Genomic DNA, 20536 nt, shown 5'->3' with positions numbered 1-20536 from the left:
TATTCAGGCTATTGCCCCGGCGGGAACATTGCCTTCTCTATAACAAAGAGGATGTCATTGTTTACTTTTATGATGCGCTGATGGGAAAAGGGGATCGTGGTGTCGTGCTAATCGATGAGGCCATCTGTTGTTTGCTGGGCATGTCTGAGGATGAAGAGAAATTCCACACACGGTTCAAAAATATTTGATAAGGTCACTTTTTCAGCTGTGATGAATAAACAAATTACGCTTTGGCTGGACTGCCCCCACGCCCGTAGACAAATTCTGTCCTCACGACGAGGCCTGTTCGAAGGCCTCCGGACTGAGGCCGCCGAGGTGACTGTGGCGCCGGGCCCGGTTGTAGAACACTTCAATGTAATCGAAGATATCGGCCCGGGCCAGATCCCGGGTTTTATAGATGCGTTTTCTGATCCGCTCTTTTTTCAGCGAACTGAAGAACGATTCGGCCACCGCATTATCCCAGCAGTTGCCACGCCTGCTCATGCTCGGGGCCAGGTTATTGGCCCGGCAGAAGCGCTGCCAGTCGTCACTGCCGTACTGGCTGCCCTGATCGCTATGTACGATAACCTCACCGTCCGGTTTTCGACGCCAGACGGCCATCATCAGCGCGTCAAGAGCCAGTTCGCGAGAGAGAGTGGGCTTCATCGACCAGCCAACCACGTTACGGGCGAAGAGGTCGATAACCACCGCCAGATACAGCCAGCCCTGCCAGGTGCGGATGTAAGTGATGTCTGTAACCCAGACCTGATTGGCCCGGACAACGGTAAACTGCCGCTGCACGCGATTAGGGGCAACCACTAAAGGCCGGCCGGCGATACGACGCGGCGCTTTATAGCCGCGTACGGCTTTGATCCGGTTTTGTTGCATAATACGACCCACCCGGTTTTTGCCGCAGGTTTCCCCGATTTCGTTCAGGTCGCCATGAACCCGCCGGTAACCGTATACGCCTCCGCTCAGTGAATATGAGTCGCGGATAAGCATCAGCAGACGCTGGTTATCTTTATCACGCGCCGAGACCGGGTTGTGCAGCCACGCATAGAACCCGGCCCGGGCGACATTCAGTACCCGACACATCGTCATCACACCCCATACAGTGCGGTGTTCATTGATAAAGCGGTACTTCAGTCGGGCTCCCTTGCAAAGTACCGCGCGGCCTTTTTCAGGATATCCCGTTCTTCTTCGGTGCGTTTTAGCTGCGCCCGGAGTTTCAGGATCTCGCTTTTGGCTTCCAGTAAATCCCGGGCATGCTGTTCGCTGTTATCAGGTTTGATAGCCCGTAGCCACTTGTAGAGGCTGTGAGCAGAAACGCCCAGACGGTCGGATACTTCGGCAACGGAATAACCGCGTTCTGTTATCTGACGGACGGCTTCTTCCTTAAATTCAGGTGTAAATCGTGGTGTGCCCATACGCTCCTCCTATGCTCAAACTATAGGGCAGGATCGTCTACCGGGGCGGGGTCAGTCCAACTATAGGGCAGGATCGTCTACCGGGGCGGGGTCAGTCCAAACTATAGGGCAGGATCGTCTACCGGGGCGGGGTCAGTCCAACTATAGGGCAGGATCGTCTACCGGGGCGGGGTCAGTCCATAAATGACTCTGAGGTGTCTGTTAAACCCGTGGCGATTCATGCAACTATATAGGGCATGCTACTAAAAAAAGTAGGATCTATTTCTCCAGTAGTGAATTGAATATCGTCTGAGTTTGTTTTTGAATGAACACAGCACAACTAAACTATAAGGTTAATTTTTAGATGAAATCGCATGAAGATGGATTGACCGAACAGGAAAAAGAATGGTTTTACGCCCTAATGCAAGATCGTGCGGATAATGCTAACACTCTGGAAAAACCATCAATGCGTGGTATCCAGCGCAGCGTTGTGGACAAGTATTCCGACCAGGCGCATTTCATCTACGAGCTTTTGCAAAACGCAGATGATGTCAGAGCAACATCGGTGAGCTTCCGCCTTGATCAAGATGGACTTTATTTCATTCATAATGGCTCCATTCACTTTTCCGTATCTGACCCGCACTGTGAAGGTGAAGACGCTGGCAACGGTGCTTTAGGACATATTAATTCAATCACATCCATCGCTAACTCAAGTAAGACGGAGGCGTCTATAGGTAAGTTCGGTGTAGGATTTAAAGCTGTCTTTCAATACACGCAAACCCCACACATATATGACCCTGGAATTCGTTTTAAGATCGAACGTTTCATCGTGCCGCAGATGCTAAATGCTGACCTTGATTGGCGTAATGCTTCAGATACCGTTTTTTTCTTTCCGTTTGACCATAAAGAAAAAACGCCCCTGGAGAGCTACAACGAAATTTTTGAAAAATTGAAAGCGCTTGAATTTCCTGTCTTATTCCTTTCGACGTTAAAATCGGTATCCTTTACCGTAGGTGAAACTACTGGCAGATATACTAAAAAAATTGTAGAGGAACTGGAGCAAGAAGACATTCTGGCGCAAAAACTGGTGCTGACATTAGAAGTGGATGACAGTAAGGCTATTCATCAATTACTCCTATTTACACACAATCACGCGAACAGAAATGCCTGCACAATCGGGTATGCAATTGGAGAAGACGGGAAACTCGAGCCTGTTGAACATCCAGCGTTCTGTTTTTTCCCGACCAAAGAAATAACGCATCTGAAATTTATCCTTCACGCGCCATTTCTGTTAACGGATAGTCGTGAAGGTATCAAAGCAGGAGAAAAGCATAACCAGCAACTGATTCAGCAGTTGGCGAAACTTACAGCGGATAGTTTACCCATTATTCGTGATAAAAAACTGCTCGATGATGGCATCTTTGACATTATTCCCTATGACGAAAATCAGTTCAGTGAACTAGACGACCGGAGAAAAATTTCGTTCAAGCCGTTTTATTCTGCTATCAAAACCAAACTCCAGACCGACACGTTGCTCCCCGCCGCCAATGCCAACTACTCACCAAAAAACTGCTCCTATTGGGCAGCAGACAGTGAACTGGTTGAATTATTCTCTGACATGCAACTGGCGCAATTGACGGGCACAGAGAACGCGAGCTGGATTTTTCGTAGTCGTGGCAAGAAAGACGTACAAAATGTTAATAAGGCCCTGGCTGAATACATCGACGGCGGCGATGCTAGGGTATGGTCAATAAGAGAACCTAATCTGATCGTATCAAGTCTTGATCCCGAAGCTACCCTTAAGAAAATTACCGCTGACTTCATCGCCAGTCAGTCAATAGAATGGCTGCACAGACTCTATATATACCTTGCCGGACGCGATTCTTACCAAAAATTTGTGAAAGATAAGCCTATCTTTCTTGACCAGCAAGGTCAGGCAATCCCGGCCTTTGACGCCTGGAATCAACTCATCCTATTTCTACCAGACGACGATATTGACGGCTACAAGACCGTCAACGCCGAATTGCTGTCCGACGAGAGCACTCGTGAGTTTATTGAAAAATTTGGAATCAAGAAGCCAAGCCTGCGTGATGAGATCTACAACAAGATCCTCCCGGCCTATAACAGCACCAGCAGCCCTGTTAACGCAGACACCCATTTCGGCCGATTCTTCCGTTACTTCAAAGAGTGTAAAAACGAAGACGTTTCAGAATTTATTAAGCCTATTAAGGATAAAGCTTTTCTTCTCTACACAACGGCTGGGAAAAATGAGTTTTCTCATGGCAAAGCCGATGACATCTATATGCCGACCGAGGATTTGCAAACCTGGTTCACGACCAAGCCAGAAACACCATTTCTGTTTTTGGACAAATACCATGAGATGTTTAGCGAAAAAGAATATCCTGCACTCAAGGACTTTTTCAAAAAACTGGGAATTGCGGATCGCCCTAAAATAATCACCGAAGAGCGCTATATTGAGTGGCAAGAGCGGCGCGATCGACACTTATCCTTAGAGGGACATTCGCACAAGCTGTATGAAAAAAACCTTGATGGCTGTCAGCAGATCATGGCAAATATTGACTTGCCACGATCACTCCTGCTGTGGAAATTACTTCCACAATTCATTCACCAGCTTAGCGGCAAGCATGTATGGTTTTATTATACAAATCGAAGCGAGTCTTACGAATCCGCAGAGCAAGAAAAATTGCGTACAACCCGTTGGTTCCTTGATAAGGATGGAGCATGGGTTTCAGCCAAAGAGATCACGATTCAAACGCTTGCAGAGCAATACGACATAGTCAGTGCAGAAGCAAAGATGCTCATCAACTTTTTGCACATTCGCGATGAGACACATTTAAGCCCCGAGGAAGCCAGAAAAATTAGACTGGCGGATGCAATTGAACACTCCGGTTTGTCAGAGGACGAAATCCGCATAGCGATTGAAGATGCTAAGCGAAAAAAGCAAGATTCATCCCAACCCATCGTGGAGCCCGTTGACAAAGATCAGCCAGCGGCCGACTCACCATTCATCCGTGATATTGCTCGACGCCGTCCATCCATCCAGGACACCCACTCGGATGGCCCGCAGAAAGACGATTCTGCGGCAGCAGATCGTCAAAGCGACGAAAGCATCGACACAGACGATTACACTCCAAAAACGGTTGACTACGGCAAAAAAATTGACTTGGCCAAAGACCGTTATGCCAGTGAAATTGACTGTCTGGAGCATGAGCAGACGTTATATGACAAGGCCAACGAATTACCTCGTTACAGTTATGGCTGGTTTCTGGCTTTGCTGGAACTTGAGTGCTTAGCAACCAGAACAAAGAATGCTGACAGTAAGACTATTTCTATTGGCTTTGGCAAGGTGGAGCACGATGAACAATCATCCAGAACCATCGTACTGAAAGAACCCAGTCGCTTCATTCCGCAATCTATTGAAGAACTTTCCGGCATACGTGTGGATCTCGATTTTTGTAATGGGCGTACAGGAAAGTTACATATTGAGTCGTTTACGGCCAGAGAATTTTCATTACTGGGTAAACTGGAATCTGCCGATGATTTACAAGGGATGGCACTGGAAGATGTGGTGGAAGCACGTATTGAAGTCCAGAATCCATCGTTCCTGCAGCAGGTGTTGCTGGAACGATTCCAGGAATTGAGATTAGGCGAAACGTTTGCGATGAAAGCGGGCCTGACGTCTGACATTGAGTTTGTGTTTGGTCCACCAGGAACAGGTAAGACGACTCATCTCGCAGAAAAAGTACTGATACCAAGAATGAAGGGTAGCGGGAAGGAAAACGTGCTTGTCCTAGCGCCAACCAACAAGGCTGCAGATGTGTTGACGACCCGCGTCATGGAGGCGATGGTTGGGGATACCTCATATCAGGAGTGGTTGGTGCGTTTCGGATCATCTGTTGATGTGCGTATTGAAAACGCTGGAGTATGGCGGGACAGAACATTCAACATCGGCGCATTGGATCGCTCTATAACGATCACCACCATTGCTCGCTTCGCCTATGATGGATTTACTGGTGAGTATGGTAAGAAACTTTATGAAATGGAGTGGGATACCGTCGTCATTGACGAAGCGTCAATGATTTCGTTAGCCAATATCATCTATCCACTTTACCGCATACACCCTCGAAAGTTCATTATCGCTGGAGATCCTTTCCAGATCGGGCCGATTGTTGCTGTAGAAGAATGGAAAGATGAGAACATTTACACGTTGGTCGGTCTCAATAAGCGAGGTTCTTTTGCGCAGCCGTCGACAGAGCCTCATGATTACCCGATAGTCAATCTGGAAACACAGTACCGTAGTATTCCTGCAATTGGTGAAGTTTATAGCCGTTTCACTTATGACGGGATCTTGCAACATCACCGTACGACAGAATCTCCCTGTTCGTTTAGTTTCTGCGAATTCGATGCTATGCCGATAAATCTCATCAAATTTCCGGTCAGTAAATATGAAAGTATTTACCGGGCAAAACGAATGGAAAGCGGAACACCTTATCAGACTTATTCAGCATTGTTCACTTTCGAGTTTGTTCGCTGGCTGTCAGGGAAGATACAGAGAAAAAATTCAGAGATAATCCGTATAGGAGTTATCGCTCCTTATCGCGCTCAAGCTAATCTACTGAGCAAGTTGAATGATTCATGGCTTACCAAACCTGATACTGTAAATGTTCAGGTCGGTACGATACACGGCTTCCAAGGGGATGAATGCAATATTATTATTGCGGTGCTTAATCCGCCGCCAAACATTTCAAGTGACTCCCGGATGTTCCTAAATAAACAGAATATTCTTAATGTAGCGATCAGTCGCGCACGCGATAACTTGTTCATTGTTATGCCTGATGCTGAAACAGAGAATATTGGAAATTTACGCAAAGTTACTGAGATTGAGAGGCTGGTGAAAGCAAGTGATGCGTACTACGAATATGGATCGAATGAAATTGAGAAGATGATTTGGGGCAATGCAAGATATCTTGAAGAGAATATATTCTCGACTGGCCATCAGATGGTGAACGTTTATCGGAAGCCTGAACGTTACTACGAGGTACGTAGTGATGATTCTGCGATTGATATTCAGATTCATGAAAAACAAAGCGGAAGTAAGTCACAGATACCTTGATCTGGAAACGTAGCAACCTCACCCGATAATATGATGTTTACCGGGTGAGGAATTACTATTTCTGACCTTCTAAATAGAGCTGACTCCTAATCATTGACTGAGATTGTATCTTATCTATCCTTTTTTCTTACTGCTTTTTGTCCGCTCATGGCAGGGAGCAGACAGGCTTGCTGGACTAGAAGGTCTGCTTTGAGCTGTGAGTTCAACCGATGGATGCAACACACTTATTGAACCGCTCTGCGGGTGATTCATAGTCTAGCGTTTTTCTCGGCCTTTCGTTGAGCTGTCTGGCAACACTGTTTAGTCTTTGCTGGCTGTGAACCGATAAGTCAGTTCCTTTTGGAAAATATTGTCTGAGCAATCTGTTCGTATTTTCATTTGAGCCACGTTGCCAGGGAGATTGAGGATCACAGAAATAAATCTGAATGTTTGTCGCTACAGTAAATCGAGTGTGGCTGGTCATTTCCGCGCCCCGATCCCATGTTAATGTTTTATAAAGCTCCACAGGCAATTCCCGGGCTTGTCTGATGAGTGCAGATATAACCGTTATGGTCTTGTTGTCTCTGATTTTGGCCAGCATAACAAAGCGGGAATGGCGTTCTACGAGAGTGACTATATAGGAGTTTTTCGAGCCCTGGATCAGGTCACCTTCCCAATGACCCGGTATGGCTCTGTCTGCAACTTCAGGTGGCCTTTCGCTTATTGGTATCGCATCCGGGATTGATCCTAATCCTTTCCCTTTAAGCGATGACGTTCTGGATCTACGAACCGCTCTTCCGCTTCTGAGGCATTGCTGCAGCTCTTTTTTTAATGCCCCCCGGGTTTGTATAAAAAGCGTTTTATAAATCGTTTCGTGTGACACATGCATTTCCTGATTATCCGGATAACAGCGTTTTAGCCAACCGGCGATTTGTTCCGGCGACCAGTCCTGATGCATCTTCTCTGCAATAATTTTACACAATGTGGGGCTTTCAATTAGCTTACAGGTTTTTGGTCTCAGGGCACTTTCCCATGCAGTAGCATCCGCTTTTGCTGCACGATATTGTTTTGCACCTCCGTGCCTCTTTATCTCGCGGCTAATCGTTGAAGGAGCTCTTGATAATTTGGCAGCGATGTCCCTGATGCTACGTTTTGCTACCAGCCCTCTGGATATCTCCTCTCTTTCATCTAGCGAAAGCGCTAACCGATGTCGCTTTCGGACAGGGGGACGGTATCCACCAGTCTGGTGGATAGTGGGCATGATAGAAGAATGATATCTGTCGAACATTCTGGCGATATCATGCAGGGAATCACCTTGCTTATATCTGTCCCAGATAATCGCTTTCTGTTCTGGCGTGCAGTAAATGCGCGTTCTTCGTTTCATGGCAACGTCCCCCTTGATTAAGGATAGCGTTGCATCGACCCGTTGAACTCACAGCGAAGAGCGGACGTTCATGACTTTCTGCTGAGGAAGAACTAACTAGAAATCCCAAGTATCAATTAATATGGCACAGGTCAGCCATGTAATAAGTGACTAACTTGCAGCTGACTGAGTATCAAAGAAACAACTTAAGATAGTTAGTTTTTTTGATTTGAATTTATATTCATGATAAACATCTTTTTTTATTTTATCTAAGTCATTATAAAACTCATTTTTTCCTTGGATATATCCTACCAAATCACTTACATCGAATTCTTTACTTTTCCAAACATTAATGTTATTGCCATTCGATGTAATCTCTCCTGTTTCGATGAAGTTTATCAATTCATTCGCATGGAATGTTTTTATATTATTATTGACTAATCCACTCAATACGCGATTGGCATTAATAACACCATAGTAGATATCACTAACATCAGAAGGGTTAATTCTTGCGTTTGTAAGTAGTTGGTTGAATGAGTTAGTATCACCAAGTATGCTTTTAAATTTTTCTATTTGTGAAAATCCCTTTATCAAATGACTGTAAGTATTTCTCAATTCAAAGTCACTTACTGGATGATAGGGGTTTTTACACTCAAAAATGAATAAAACTCCATCTAGGTAAGCAATCACATCAATTTCATCGTTACCATATTTAAAATCAATGTTAACATGAAATCCTTTGTTAACCAAAGCTTGGTTGATTGTCTCTATCATATGATCTTTTTTATTAAATGTAGATAAGTTTATTTTTTTTATAAATGCAATTGACCTAATTAGGTTGGACTTATGAAGAATAGTTGGCGGGAATATCATTTCGCCATCAATATTTAAAATTGGATGATATTGTATATCAAGATGATCATTACAGTGTGATAAGTTAAAACTAATCATTTCAATGAACTCTCTACATTCATCGACAGGATGATTACAGATGCTAGTTAGCATAATGGCGAGTAGTTCAATATTACAACTAGGTAATACTGAACGCCGTCTAATTAAGTCTGCATCACGTGTCTGTTTTTGAAGTAAATCATTATATGCATAGTTGAATGCATTACTGATATATCCAAAATATCTTTGTATTTTGATTATATCAAAGGCAGTAAAGTTTTTATATAATTTTATGCTTAGAAATTCGTCATTATAGTTTTCTAAACATAGAGTTTCAATCATGGCCGCTTCTTCCAAGAATAGCCTGTCATGACTAAAAATATTAGTTTCGTGCCCGTATTCAGTATAGAGAGTTTTAAGAACAATTCTTTTTACAGGTGATTCTTTTATTTCGTAAACTAAATTATCATCACTGTTATCATTGGCAGAAAAAAACTCCGAAAGAAACTCAGAAAACATCTTAAATTTTTCTTTTATAGTTTCATTTTTCATTATGTTAGTCGCAATGGAAAGCCATCTCAACTCAGATCTTGCATAACTTCGGCGCAATGCTGTTTCAAACTCGTAGTTTTCAATGGTTATATTGTCATTAAATTTATGTGCTTTATAATTAAAGGAATCTATTTTAATTTCAATGTCATTAAAGATCTGTATTAAATACGCATTGTAGAAGCATTCCATATACATGTCATCGCTATATTCCTCATCAGTAAGCAATGCTGACCTGCCCCCAGGATTAGATACAACCGTCAGTTAGTAATGTCGGTTTGTTTACCTCCACATTTTCCATTTCGCCACCGTGCTGCAAACTCTGATGGCGTCAGATAATTCAGTGCCGAATGTGGACGACACTCGTTATAATCCTGCCTCCAGTCGTTAATGGTTTTCCTGGCGTGAACGATATCGCTGAACCAGTGTTCGTTCAGACACTCATCGCGAAAGCGTCCGTTAAAACTCTCAATAAATCCGTTCTGCGTTGGCTTACCTGGCTGGATAAGCCGTAGTTCCACACCATGCTCAAAGGCCCATTGATCGAGCGCGCGGCAGGTAAATTCCGGGCCCTGATCGGTTCTTATTGTCGCCGGATAGCCCCGAAACAACGCGATGCTGTCCAGAATACGCGTGACCTGAACGCCGGAAATACCGAAAGCAGCGGTGATCGTCAGACACTCCTTCGTGAAATCATCCACACAGGTCAGGCACTTGATCCTGCGACCGTTGGCCAGTGCGTCCATAACGAAATCCATCGACCATGTAAGGTTCGGCGCATCCGGGCGAAGAAGCGGAAACCGTTCGGTCGCCAGCCCTTTACGGCATCGTCTGCGTTTTACGCTCAGTCCATTAAGGTGGTAAATACGGTATACCCGCTTGTCGTCTAATCAGTCAATATCAGGATCAGATGGAGTCTTTGTCGTCTTCGTAGTCATTTTTTCAATGCTACAACATGTTGCAAGACGTCGTCTTCATTCCTATGTGATTCCCGCAAGGCTTTCACCCTGCAAAGCGAGTCCCGGAATTGAAGTTTAAGACGGTCTCAGTCTGATTTGATTGTGACTTCCCACTTCTTAATTTATAGCGTTAAGCCGTTCATTATAAGTAGTCTCTGATTTCCACATACTTAGCATCAGTGTTGTCAGTTTTCTCGCAAGGGCAACAATAACTTTCTTGTAGCCCATTCTGTGCCGGAGTCCATTTGCCCATATGGCCAGGCTTGTATCAGTGCCATAACGCGTCAACAGACAGGATGCTGCTTCGTAGAGAAGTGTGCGCGTCATTCTGTTGCCCTGTTTTGAAATTCCCCCATTCCTGTCTACCTCACCGGATTGGTACTTTTTGGGCGTTAATCCGAGGAAAGCGCCGACATCACTTACTCGTCTGAAACGCGAAGGATCATCAATTGATGTTTTAAAGCTTAATGCTGTCAGAACACCCACACCCGGAATAGATCGTAATATCTGACAAACTGGATCTTTTCGGGCAAGCTTTTCCAGCATGGAGTTAAATTTTTTTATCTGGTCAGAAAGATGTTCCCACGTATTTAGCAACATAATCACTGCGGGTTTAACGGTTTCCAGCGAAGGTGATGACTCAAGTACAGAACGCTCAAACACACTGTTTTTCCCGGGGGGAAGAACAACACCGAATGTTTTCAGGAGCCCTCGGATCTGATTAGTTACGGCAACCCTGAGCTGAACCAGTTTTTCCCGGCTGGTCAGAATGAGTCTTTGCTGATGGCATTCAAGGCTTTTGACATGTACTGGTTTGTACCATCCGGAAAGGACCAGCCGGGCAATACCAAAAGCGTCATTTTGATCAGTTTTATTCAACTGCATCGACAATGCTGCATGAACATGGCGGGCATGGATACAATCAATGTCCAGGCCAAAGCTCTTGAGTGAATGGTAAAGCCAGACGCAAAGTGGCCCTGTTTCCAGACCCACTTTCGAGTTATCAAATCCTTCAGAAAAGAGATAATTGGCGATAACACCGGGATGCGTATCGACGTTAGCCATACGAATTTTATTGCCGTTATGGTCTATAACGCAGATGCTTGTTTTCTTTTGAGAAACATCAAGCCCAACGAAGGTTTTCATGGCTGTCACCTCAAATATCACGGATCGGGATCGTTTTAAGATTACAGCATGTGATTGACGTGAAGGCCCTCCCTACGCAGCAACTGCCAGATACGCCGGTAACCAAAACGTCTGCGTTCAAGCGCCAGCTCAGTAATACGCCCTGATAAATGAGCATCAGCAGCCGGACGCTGAGCATCATAACGGCAGGTCGACAGGGACAAACCTGTAAGCCTGCAGGCACGACGTTGCGACAGACCGGTCACATCACACATCAACATCACGGCTTGCCGCTTCTGGTCTGTCGTCAGTACTTTCGCCCCAGAGCCACCTGAAGCGCCTCCTTATCCAGCATGGCTTCGGCAAGCAGCTTCTTGAGCCTGGCGTTCTCTTCCTCAAGCGACTTCAGCCGCTTAACCTCGGGCACCTCCATACCGCCATACTTCTTACGCCAGGTGTAAAAGGTGGCGTCGGAAATGGCGTGCTTACGGCAGAGCTCACGGGCAGAAACCCCGGCTTCAGCCTCGCGGAGGATACTGATGATCTGTTCGTCGGAAAAACGCTTCTTCATGGGGATGTCCTCATGTGGCTTATGAAGACATTACTAACATCGTGGTGTATTAATCAACGGGGAGCAGGTCAATACTTTTGTCATTCGCGCATTAGCATATACCTCTTTATATAAACCCAGAGTAAAAGATATGGATGACAATATGGTTTCTTTGTTTCTAAAGAAAAGGGAGTCCGTTAACGACATCTCATCTGAAATATCATAATTGTTTGTATCATAATATACCATGTCAGCAATGGCTAATGCTTTTTTAAGAAAGTATGATCTTGATTTTATGAATTCGATTATATTACTGCGCAATAACCTTATCTCTGCGGAGAGTTCAATAATATTTAAAATATTATTTATATATTCTAAGCCCTTGCTATTTATCAGGTTAACAAAAAAAATGTCAGAAATTAAAAATCTTAATGCCTTTGTTTTATAATTATATTTCGATGTTCTAAAGGCACCTTTTTTTCTGATTTCATCAATTGGATTGTCAAACCCTCCATAAAGTATAAAACGTAAAAAACCGATGGCGTTTTGTATTTTTTCTTCTTTAATGCTATCCATTAGAGCATCGATACTTTCACCTAGCAATTTATCTTTTTTTTTAGATTTAATGGATTTTAATTTTCTATTTATATCTTTTGCTATTGTGCATAATCTGTCTGCACTAATTGATTGTATCGATAAGCCACTTATTTCGTCTGAGAAAGCATCAATCACAGCAAGCTCCTTTAAATTAAAAACATATCGTTACTGTAAGTGTTAAATTGAAAAGAGTCATTAACTTTTAACAAATTTCTGAAACAACTAAATCCTCTTTAATGCTTCCAATCGTTCAGTGTCCACTCCTGGCACAAAGTGGACCCTGAGGAATGAGTTCTATCCTCGTGGTTCACTAAGTGCAGCAAGTTCTACTCGAATCCTGCTACCCATTTGTCCAACATATCAGCCCATTCCTGCATCATCACCTTACGCTCATCAAGATAAGTCGCATGATTGTATGTGCGACGAACATTGTTGGTGTCAGCATGCGCAAGTTGAGCTTAAATAGCATCAGGCCGATAGCCCATTTCGTTTAAACGCGTACTTCCTGTAGTTCTGGTAGCATGGGGGCTATAAATGCCACTCCAGCCGAGGCTTTTAAGTAGCTGGCGCAGCGAGTGCGATGTCATTGGACCTAGCGGATTATCCCTGCCCGGAAAAAGGTGCTGTCGATGCCCGGTTAATCCCTGTAGCGTTCTGAGCATGTTGACAGCCTGAGAGGGAAGGGGAATAACGTGTTCTCTGCGGGCTTTCATTCGCGTTGACGGAATAGTCCACAGTGCGTTATCGAGATCGAATTCTGTCCATTCTGCCTCAGTTACTTCGGCTGGTCGCGCCAGCGTCCACCACATGAGCCACATGCAATAGTTCACCCGGTACGAGCCGCGACTTTTGTCAAAACAGCTCAAAAGCTTCCCGATTTGCTGTGGATTCAAAGCCTGTTTGTGCTGTGTTTTGTTAGCCGGAATCGCCTTGCGCACCGGCCAGACAGGATCGCTATCTGCTCAGAGCGTCGCTACTGCTAGCTCAAAAACCGATGAAATGGTGCGGCGGGCTTCAGCGGCAACGCTCGGAGCGACGCGTTTGACCGTTTCCTGAAGAATTCTAAGAATGTGGTGCGGGGTTATTTTCTCTGACCGGATGCCTACAGATTGCGGGGAAAACCACTCCTTCAAGCATATTCTGTCGCCGCGTTTTGGTAATTTCGGCCCAGTCTTTCATCTGTAACCACTCTTTGGCGATCAGCTCAAAGGTGTCAGAAGCGTCATGGACCTTGCAGATCTTATCTCACTAATGAGCCTGAGTCGGACTAACTCTCTCCGCGACTTTCTTACACGCTTGCTCGTATTTCTCGCGAGCTTCGGCGAACTTTATCGCCGGATACTCACTCAACGCAAACATGCTTAATTTGCCGTTGAGTTTAAACCGATAGCGCCATGCCTTTTTGCCGTTGGGTTTCACTTCGAGGTAGAGACCATTGAAATCATTAAGTCGATAGAGTTTTCTTTCGGCCTGGCAGTGCAGCATTGCGTATCGGTGAGCATAACAGGGCCTTGTTTATTTATTACACCGTTTCTGTATTCACTTAAAAAGGAAAAGGGAAGAATGTTGTACTCATCCATGTGCTCATTTTTGGCAGCGTTGTTACGAGATGAATTGAGACTTTGTGAAATGAAAAATCCACGCAGTTGCGTGGATTTTAAAGATATTTGTTATCCTCATGAGATTCATTAAAACCTCATAAGACAACCAATTTTATTTAGACGTTAAACAAGAAGTTCATCACGTCGCCATCTTTAACGATGTATTCTTTACCTTCTGAACGCATTTTGCCGGCTTCTTTCGCGCCTTGCTCGCCCTTATAGGCAATAAAGTCTTCGAACGCGATGGTCTGCGCACGGATAAAGCCTTTCTCGAAGTCGGTATGGATTTTACCGGCTGCCTGTGGCGCGGTGGCACCGACAGGGATAGTCCATGCGCGAACTTCTTTCACGCCAGCGGTGAAATAGGTTTGCAGGTTCAGCAGGGAGTAACCGGCGCGGATCACGCGGTTCAGGCCGGGCTCTTCAATGCCCAACTCGGCCATAAACTCATCACGATCTTCATCTTCCAGCTCGGCGATGTCGGACTCAACGGCGGCGCAGACGGGCACCACAACAGAACCTTCTTTAGCCGCGATTTCGCGCACTTTGTCCAGGTACGGGTTGTTCTCAAAACCGTCTTCGTTGACGTTGGCGATGTACATGGTGGGCTTCAGCGTCAGAAAGCTCAGGTAGCGCAGGGCGGCCTTGTCTTCTTCCGTCAGATCCAGCGCGCGCAGCATGCCCGCATTTTCTAAATGCGGCAGGCATTTTTCCAGTGCGGCCTGTTCAGCTTTAGCGTCTTTATCGCCGCCTTTGGCTTTCTTCTGTACGCGCTGCAGAGCACGTTCACAGGTGTCCAGATCCGCCAGCGCCAGCTCGGTGTTGATGGTTTCAATATCATCAGCCGGATCAACTTTGTTATTCACGTGAATGATATTGTCGTTCTCAAAGCAGCGCACCACGTGACCAATCGCTTCGGTCTCACGGATGTTGGTCAGGAACTGGTTGCCCAGGCCTTCACCTTTGGATGCGCCTTTCACCAGGCCGGCGATATCAACGAATTCCATAGTGGTGGGCACGACGCGCTGCGGCTTAACGATCTCAGACAGCTGATCCAGACGCAGGTCTGGCATAGGGACGACGCCAGTGTTGGGTTCAATCGTGCAGAAGGGGAAGTTAGCCGCTTCAATACCCGCTTTAGTCAGCGCGTTAAAAAGAGTGGATTTACCAACATTTGGCAGGCCCACGATACCGCATTTGAATCCCATGGTTTAGTACCCTTTATAGCTGTATGGGCAGAGCCATGAGCAGGCTCCGCCGGAAACGTAAGATAATTTTCGCGCATTATACACAGATTCGCGACAATCTGGGCGATTAGACAGGCTTAAAGGCATGCAGGCGGTTCATCGCCTTGATGCGGTCTTCCTTTAGCCACAGTTCGGTGCAGCGCGCCGCCTCATCAATGGCATCATCAATCAGTTTTTGCTCGCTGGCTGGGGGCTTGCCCAAAACAAAGCCGGTGACCTTATTGCGATCGCCGGGATGGCCGATGCCAATCCGCAGGCGGTGAAAGTTATTGTTGTTGCCGAGCTTGCTGATAATGTCTTTCAGGCCGTTATGCCCGCCATTTCCGCCGCCTTGTTTAAATTTGGCGATGCCAGGGGGAAGGTCCAGCTCATCATGGGCCACCAGGATCTCTTCCGGCGCGATGCGATAGAAGGTCGCCATGGCTGCCACGGCTTTGCCGCTGAGGTTCATAAACGTGGTCGGCACCAGCAAGCGCACGTCTTCACCGGCCAAAGCCAGTCGTGCCGTATAGCCATAAAATTTGGCTTCTTCTTTCAACGACTGATTGTGACGCTCAGCCAGCAAGTCCAGATACCAGGCACCCGCATTGTGGCGCGTGGCTGCATATTCCGCGCCGGGATTCGCCAGGCCCACAATCAGTTTTATGCTGCTCACAAGGAATATCCTGCTGTAATAACTCAAGGGCGATAGTTTACTGTGCCGCGACGCGGATCACAAAGACCGCGCCAGGGAAATTATTAGTGTTAGTGATTAACTATTTTTCATCTAAATCAATAAACTGGAATAACGTATTGGTCACAAATCATCTGGTCTTTATGTGAGTTAGTGCACAAATTAGCCTGAGGGCATTGCCTACACTACTATCAGTTTAACATTGTGTGCGCTCATCCGACCGCGCATAAAGGAGGTGAAAGATGAAACGTCATCACTCACGCATGGCAGGTAATGCCTTGATGGGAGTTGGACTCGTGACCATGCTTCTTGGCATCGGTTTTTCGATTATCAACCAGCTGCCTTCGCTTGATTTACCACAGATGCTGGCTCAGGGCGCGATGTTCGGCATTTTCTTTGGCGCACTGTTATGGCTGGTAGGCGCCTGTATTAGCGGTCGTGAAAAAGTAGAAGATCGCTATTACTGGGTGCGCCATTATGGCGATAAACGCTGTCGCCGCACCCATCATTCGTCACATTAGATTTTCTGACATAATCAGGTAAGGTTCTGTCCGGTTTCTGCCCTTGGCTTTGGCGCGATAGAGTGCTTTATCCGCCAGAGCCATCAGTTGACCAAAATCTATTTCGCCGTTTTCTGCAGTCGCAAAACCGATACTGACTGAATAGGCGATCTGGCCGGGACGCGAATGCTGAACGGTCTGGCGTACCTGTTCGCACCACATTTGGGCTTGCTCAAAGCTGAGCGGCAACAGCGCTGCAAACTCCTCACCGCCCAGTCTTGCAAAGCGGCCATCCTGTGGCAGCGTTCCCGAGACCCTGTTACAAAAATCAATTAACACCCGATCCCCTTGCTGGTGCCCGTAGCGGTCATTGATCCCTTTAAAATGATCAAGGTCGAATAGCACGACCGTCAGCGCTTTGTTTTGCTTCAGGCAAAACCGGATCATAGCGTCCGCCCCGGAAAACAGTGCACGACGATTCCAGATATTGGTCAGCGGATCGTGAAGCGAGGCGTCCTTAAGGGCATTACGGGTGCGTTCATTCACCATAGCTAATATGGTGACGGTGAAGCCAATCACGAAAAGCATGGATTCCAGAATCACGTAGATCGAAAAGTCAGAACCGCTGATCGCCCCCTGTATGCCAACAGGACGAGTGTTATCCAGAAATAATCGGGCGATGTGAAAAAGCAGGTGAGTCCAGAGCAATAATTGTGCTGGCCAAAAGGTGGTATTCATATCACGGCGTGCCAGCCAGAGCAGATAAATGAGTGCGGCGGTATAGGCGATGCAAAGCAGACAGAGCATCAAAACACGCAGGGATAAGCTGTAATAAAAGGTTGGAAACAGGCAGAGCAGAGACCACAGCGCCGCCCCTGCTAAGCCGGTCATACCTGGGGATTTACCACAGAATGTGCGAAAAGCGCTAAATAAGCCCCCGTAGGCCAGCATCACTAATACATTGCTTACGGCCACGGGTAAGAACTGGTCGCCCCTGCTGCGCAAACTGCTGAGAAAAAAGGCAACAAGCGTGAGCACGATGGCGACACAGACATAGCCCAGAATGCGGTCATAGTGAGATCCGACCCAGGCAAAGACCATAATCAAACTCATAAACCCCAGTACGTAGAGTTCGCAAATAAATAACGTAAAGACGTCGAGGTTCATAGTAGGTGGCGATCGCAATAAAAAGTGCGGGCAAATTACCACTCAACTCAAAAAGGCAAAAGGCCGGATAACATAATTTCAGCGAAAGAGTTTTTCGTAGTGAGCGTGACAATAACTGAGGTCACTCATAATGAAAATTTTTGAAAACCAAGCAGCTTTGTCGGAGGGAATAACCAGAAGACAAAAGAAAAGGCCGGGCATTATGCCCGGCCTGCGAAGATTAGTGTTCGAACATTGCCGAAATGGACTCTTCGTTACTGATGCGGCGAATCGCTTCGGCCAGCATACCTGACAGCGTCAGGGTACGAACGTTTGGCAGCGACTTCATCTCTTCTGATAACGGAATGGTGTCACAGACGATAACCTGATCGATAACAGATTTACGCAGGTTTTCCACCGCATTGCCAGAGAAGATAGGGTGCGTAGCGTAAGCGAATACGCGCTTGGCACCGCGCTCTTTTAACGCTTCTGCGGCTTTGCACAGTGTGCCGCCGGTGTCGATCATGTCGTCGACCAGCACACAGTCACGGCCCGCAACGTCACCAATGATATGCATGACCTGAGAAACGTTCGCACGCGGACGACGTTTATCGATGATGGCCATATCGGTGTCGTTCAGCAGTTTGGCAATGGCACGGGCGCGCACTACGCCGCCAATGTCCGGAGACACAACAATCGGGTTTTCCAGACCGATTTGTAACATATCTTCCAGCAGAATCGGGCTGCCGAATACGTTATCAACCGGGACGTCAAAGAAGCCCTGGATCTGCTCGGCGTGCAGGTCAACCGTCAGAACACGGTCAACACCGACGCTGGAAAGGAAGTCAGCCACAACTTTAGCCGTAATAGGCACGCGGGCGGAGCGCACGCGGCGGTCCTGACGGGCATAACCAAAGTAGGGGATTACAGCAGTAATACGACCAGCTGAAGCACGACGCAACGCGTCGACCATCACGACCAGTTCCATCAAATTATCATTGGTGGGAGCACAGGTGGACTGGATGATGAAAATATCACCACCGCGTACATTTTCATTAATCTGTACGCTTACTTCGCCATCACTGAAACGGCCAACGGCGGCGTCTCCCAGGCTGGTGTAAAGGCGGTTGGCAATACGTTGTGCTAGTTCCGGGGTGGCGTTACCAGCAAAAAGCTTCATATCAGGCACGAGAAGAACCTCAGGCTTTGCGTCCAGAGAATGAACGTCATGACAGTAACCGGCGAATACTGTCGTGATCGTTCACACGGGTATGTGAGTGCGAAACGTGCTGTGTCTGGAACAGGGTGACACAGTCACGCTATCGCTAATCGCCTTGCAGAGTACGCTGTAACGGCGAGACGTTGAGGCCTCGGGCTACAAAACCGCGCACCCATGGTGGGGCAAGTTCCAGCACCTGGCGAGCAGCATGCTCGGTGTCAAATTCAGCAAACACACAAGCACCTGTCCCCGTCAGGCGCGACGGCGCGTATTCTAGCAGCCATGAAACAAGCTCATCAACCTCACGAAAACGTTTTCTTACTACTGATTCGCAATCGTTGACGAAGGGAGCCTGTAAAAGTGCTGATAAACTGCGCACGGGCGTGTCACGGGTAAGCGCCGGATCGTTGAAGACCACCGGCGTGGCCACGCTGACGCCTGGATGGGCAACAAGATACCATTTTTCTGCAGGCGATGCTGGAGAAAGCACCTCACCAACGCCTTCGGCAAAGGCGGCATAGCCATTAACAAAAACCGGGACGTCGGCACCCAGTTTTACGCCCAGCGCCGCCAGCGCCTCAGGGGAAAAGCCGGTCTGCCACAGGTGGTTTAGCGCAACCAGCACGGTTGCGGCATTCGACGAGCCGCCGCCCAGCCCGCCGCCCATAGGCAAACGCTTTTCAATGGCAATGCGCGCACCGGCCCTGGCAGGCAGGCTGCCGTTTTCACGCGCCGCCGCCTTGAGGCTCTCTGCCGCCCGGACAATCAGGTTTTGCGCATCCGGCACACCAGGCACCGGCGTTAACAGCCTGATCTCATCGCTTGTATCGGGGGTGATTGTCAGGCTGTCGCCATAATCAAGAAACTGAAACAGGGTTTGCAGATTATGGTAACCATCAGGCCGACGACCAGTGATGTACAAAAACAGATTCAGTTTTGCCGGAGCAGGCCAGGTGGTTATCATTTCAGCGTCCAGTTATCCATACGTAATTTAATACGCTGATCGCCTTCTTTTAACTCCAGGCTGGCCGGCAGCGGTGGATTGACCTTGTTGTCATAGTCAGCAATGGTCACCTGCCAGGTCTGGCCGTCATGCTGGTAGGTCAGGCTGCTTAGCTGATACTGATCGTTGAGCTGGTAATCGGTCGCATCGCCCGGCAGGCCCATCATCCACTGGCGCAGGTTGGTCAGCGGGATATCCATGCCGGTCAGCTGCGAGATCATCTTCTGCGCATCGTTGCTGACATAACGTTTGCCTTTGTTGTCCACGATCTGCACCACTGAACCCTGAGCATCCAGCTGAAGCTCGGTGCTGCCTAACGGGTTGGTTAACAGCAGGCGATAGCGGTCGGCCGCGGTCTGCTGCCAGTTGAAGCGGGCATAGACTTTTTGTTTATCCGACAGATAGGCGAACGCGCCGCGCGTCTGATACTGGGTTACGTGGCTGACGGCTTGCTGATGCTGTTGCCACTGTGGCGCGGTGACGCTTGGGCCAGGACCTTGTGGTTTATTGATGCTACAGGCAGCCAGCAGAACACTGGCAAGGGGTAAAAGGCGCAACAGGTTGCGTGTAGAAGTCAGCATCAAGTGGTCATCTCCTCGGACACATTTTTCATTG

General features: G+C 47.2%; 13 protein-coding genes and 3 pseudogenes. 2 read left to right on the top strand and 14 right to left on the bottom strand.

What is annotated here, in order from left to right:
• Positions 1-270: 270 nt before the first annotated feature.
• Positions 271-1406 (bottom strand): IS3 family transposase gene (locus GKC68_RS12600; protein ID WP_342656200.1). Its coding sequence is split into 2 segments (ribosomal slippage): positions 271-1160 and positions 1160-1406, totalling 1137 coding nucleotides; the frame shifts between segments, so codons are not numbered across the junction.
• A 343-nt stretch (positions 1407-1749) separates the two neighbouring features.
• Here GKC68_RS12600 and GKC68_RS12595 point away from each other — a divergent pair.
• Positions 1750-6519, top strand: a complete 4770-nt coding sequence (locus tag GKC68_RS12595) for an AAA domain-containing protein (protein WP_342656199.1) — start codon at positions 1750-1752, stop codon at positions 6517-6519.
• A gap of 202 nt (positions 6520-6721) precedes the next feature.
• On the opposite strand, the gene GKC68_RS12590 is transcribed toward GKC68_RS12595, so the two are convergent.
• From GKC68_RS12590 to pth, 9 genes and pseudogenes are all read right to left on the bottom strand, one after another.
• A complete protein-coding gene (locus tag GKC68_RS12590; RefSeq protein WP_342656198.1) occupies positions 6722-7882 on the bottom strand; it encodes an IS30 family transposase in 1161 nt (386 codons plus the stop codon).
• A 150-nt stretch (positions 7883-8032) separates the two neighbouring features.
• Positions 8033-9499, bottom strand: a complete 1467-nt coding sequence (locus GKC68_RS12585; RefSeq protein ID WP_342656197.1) for a hypothetical protein — start codon at positions 9497-9499, stop codon at positions 8033-8035.
• A gap of 62 nt (positions 9500-9561) precedes the next feature.
• Positions 9562-10191: pseudogene (locus GKC68_RS12580) on the bottom strand (IS3 family transposase); the annotation flags it as partial.
• A 186-nt stretch (positions 10192-10377) separates the two neighbouring features.
• Positions 10378-11406, bottom strand: coding sequence for an IS110 family transposase (locus GKC68_RS12575; protein WP_110145283.1), 1029 nt, complete (start codon positions 11404-11406; stop codon positions 10378-10380).
• 50 nt (positions 11407-11456) lie between these two features.
• Positions 11457-11956: pseudogene (locus GKC68_RS12570) on the bottom strand (IS3-like element ISRaq1 family transposase); the annotation flags it as partial.
• A gap of 33 nt (positions 11957-11989) precedes the next feature.
• On the bottom strand, positions 11990-12667 hold the full coding sequence (locus tag GKC68_RS12565) for a hypothetical protein (protein ID WP_342656196.1): 678 nt from the start codon (positions 12665-12667) through the stop codon (positions 11990-11992).
• A gap of 191 nt (positions 12668-12858) precedes the next feature.
• Positions 12859-14034: pseudogene (locus tag GKC68_RS12560) on the bottom strand (tyrosine-type recombinase/integrase).
• A 215-nt stretch (positions 14035-14249) separates the two neighbouring features.
• Positions 14250-15341, bottom strand: a complete 1092-nt coding sequence (ychF, locus tag GKC68_RS12555; RefSeq protein ID WP_013025517.1) for a redox-regulated ATPase YchF — start codon at positions 15339-15341, stop codon at positions 14250-14252.
• 106 nt (positions 15342-15447) lie between these two features.
• Positions 15448-16035, bottom strand: a complete 588-nt coding sequence (pth, locus tag GKC68_RS12550; RefSeq protein ID WP_342656195.1) for an aminoacyl-tRNA hydrolase — start codon at positions 16033-16035, stop codon at positions 15448-15450.
• A gap of 260 nt (positions 16036-16295) precedes the next feature.
• On the opposite strand from pth, the gene ychH reads away from it, so the two are divergent.
• Complete coding sequence (ychH, locus tag GKC68_RS12545) at positions 16296-16574, top strand: stress-induced protein YchH (protein ID WP_028722117.1); 279 nt, start codon at positions 16296-16298, stop codon at positions 16572-16574.
• Here the strand turns inward: ychH and GKC68_RS12540 are convergent.
• From GKC68_RS12540 to lolB, 4 genes are all read right to left on the bottom strand, one after another.
• Positions 16566-17720 carry a GGDEF domain-containing protein gene (locus GKC68_RS12540; RefSeq protein WP_342656194.1) on the bottom strand — a complete coding sequence of 385 codons (1155 nt, stop codon included), beginning with the start codon at positions 17718-17720 and terminating at the stop codon, positions 16566-16568. The genes ychH and GKC68_RS12540 overlap by 9 nt on opposite strands.
• Before the next feature lie 220 nt (positions 17721-17940).
• Entirely contained in the window at positions 17941-18888 is a 948-nt protein-coding gene (gene prs, locus GKC68_RS12535) for a ribose-phosphate diphosphokinase (protein WP_006118899.1), read from the bottom strand.
• A gap of 136 nt (positions 18889-19024) precedes the next feature.
• Positions 19025-19882, bottom strand: coding sequence for a 4-(cytidine 5'-diphospho)-2-C-methyl-D-erythritol kinase (gene ispE, locus GKC68_RS12530; protein WP_342656193.1), 858 nt, complete (start codon positions 19880-19882; stop codon positions 19025-19027).
• Positions 19879-20502 (bottom strand): lipoprotein insertase outer membrane protein LolB, encoded by a 624-nt coding sequence (lolB, locus tag GKC68_RS12525; protein ID WP_028722120.1) that lies wholly within the window; start codon positions 20500-20502, stop codon positions 19879-19881. The genes ispE and lolB overlap by 4 nt, the downstream gene beginning before the upstream one ends.
• Positions 20503-20536 lie beyond the last annotated feature (34 nt).

Origin of the sequence: Pantoea sp. RSPAM1, assembly GCF_038816185.1 — a bacterium.
GTDB lineage: Bacteria > Pseudomonadota > Gammaproteobacteria > Enterobacterales > Enterobacteriaceae > Pantoea > Pantoea ananatis.
Note: the sequence above shows the minus strand (reverse complement) of the source record. Positions and strands in the feature narration are given on the sequence as shown.

Bases quoted from the DNA above. Each gene is read 5' to 3' on its own strand.
- GKC68_RS12590 (WP_342656198.1), bottom strand. From the start codon at position 7,882: ATGAAACGAAGAACGCGCATTTACTGCACGCCAGAACAGAAAGCGATT.
- GKC68_RS12540 (WP_342656194.1), bottom strand. From the start codon at position 17,720: ATGAACCTCGACGTCTTTACGTTATTTATTTGCGAACTCTACGTACTG.
- ychH (WP_028722117.1), top strand. From the start codon at position 16,296: ATGAAACGTCATCACTCACGCATGGCAGGTAATGCCTTGATGGGAGTT.
- ispE (WP_342656193.1), bottom strand. From the start codon at position 19,882: ATGATAACCACCTGGCCTGCTCCGGCAAAACTGAATCTGTTTTTGTAC.
- lolB (WP_028722120.1), bottom strand. From the start codon at position 20,502: ATGCTGACTTCTACACGCAACCTGTTGCGCCTTTTACCCCTTGCCAGT.
- ychF (WP_013025517.1), bottom strand. From the start codon at position 15,341: ATGGGATTCAAATGCGGTATCGTGGGCCTGCCAAATGTTGGTAAATCC.
- GKC68_RS12585 (WP_342656197.1), bottom strand. From the start codon at position 9,499: ATGTATATGGAATGCTTCTACAATGCGTATTTAATACAGATCTTTAAT.
- GKC68_RS12595 (WP_342656199.1), top strand. From the start codon at position 1,750: ATGAAATCGCATGAAGATGGATTGACCGAACAGGAAAAAGAATGGTTT.
- GKC68_RS12575 (WP_110145283.1), bottom strand. From the start codon at position 11,406: ATGAAAACCTTCGTTGGGCTTGATGTTTCTCAAAAGAAAACAAGCATC.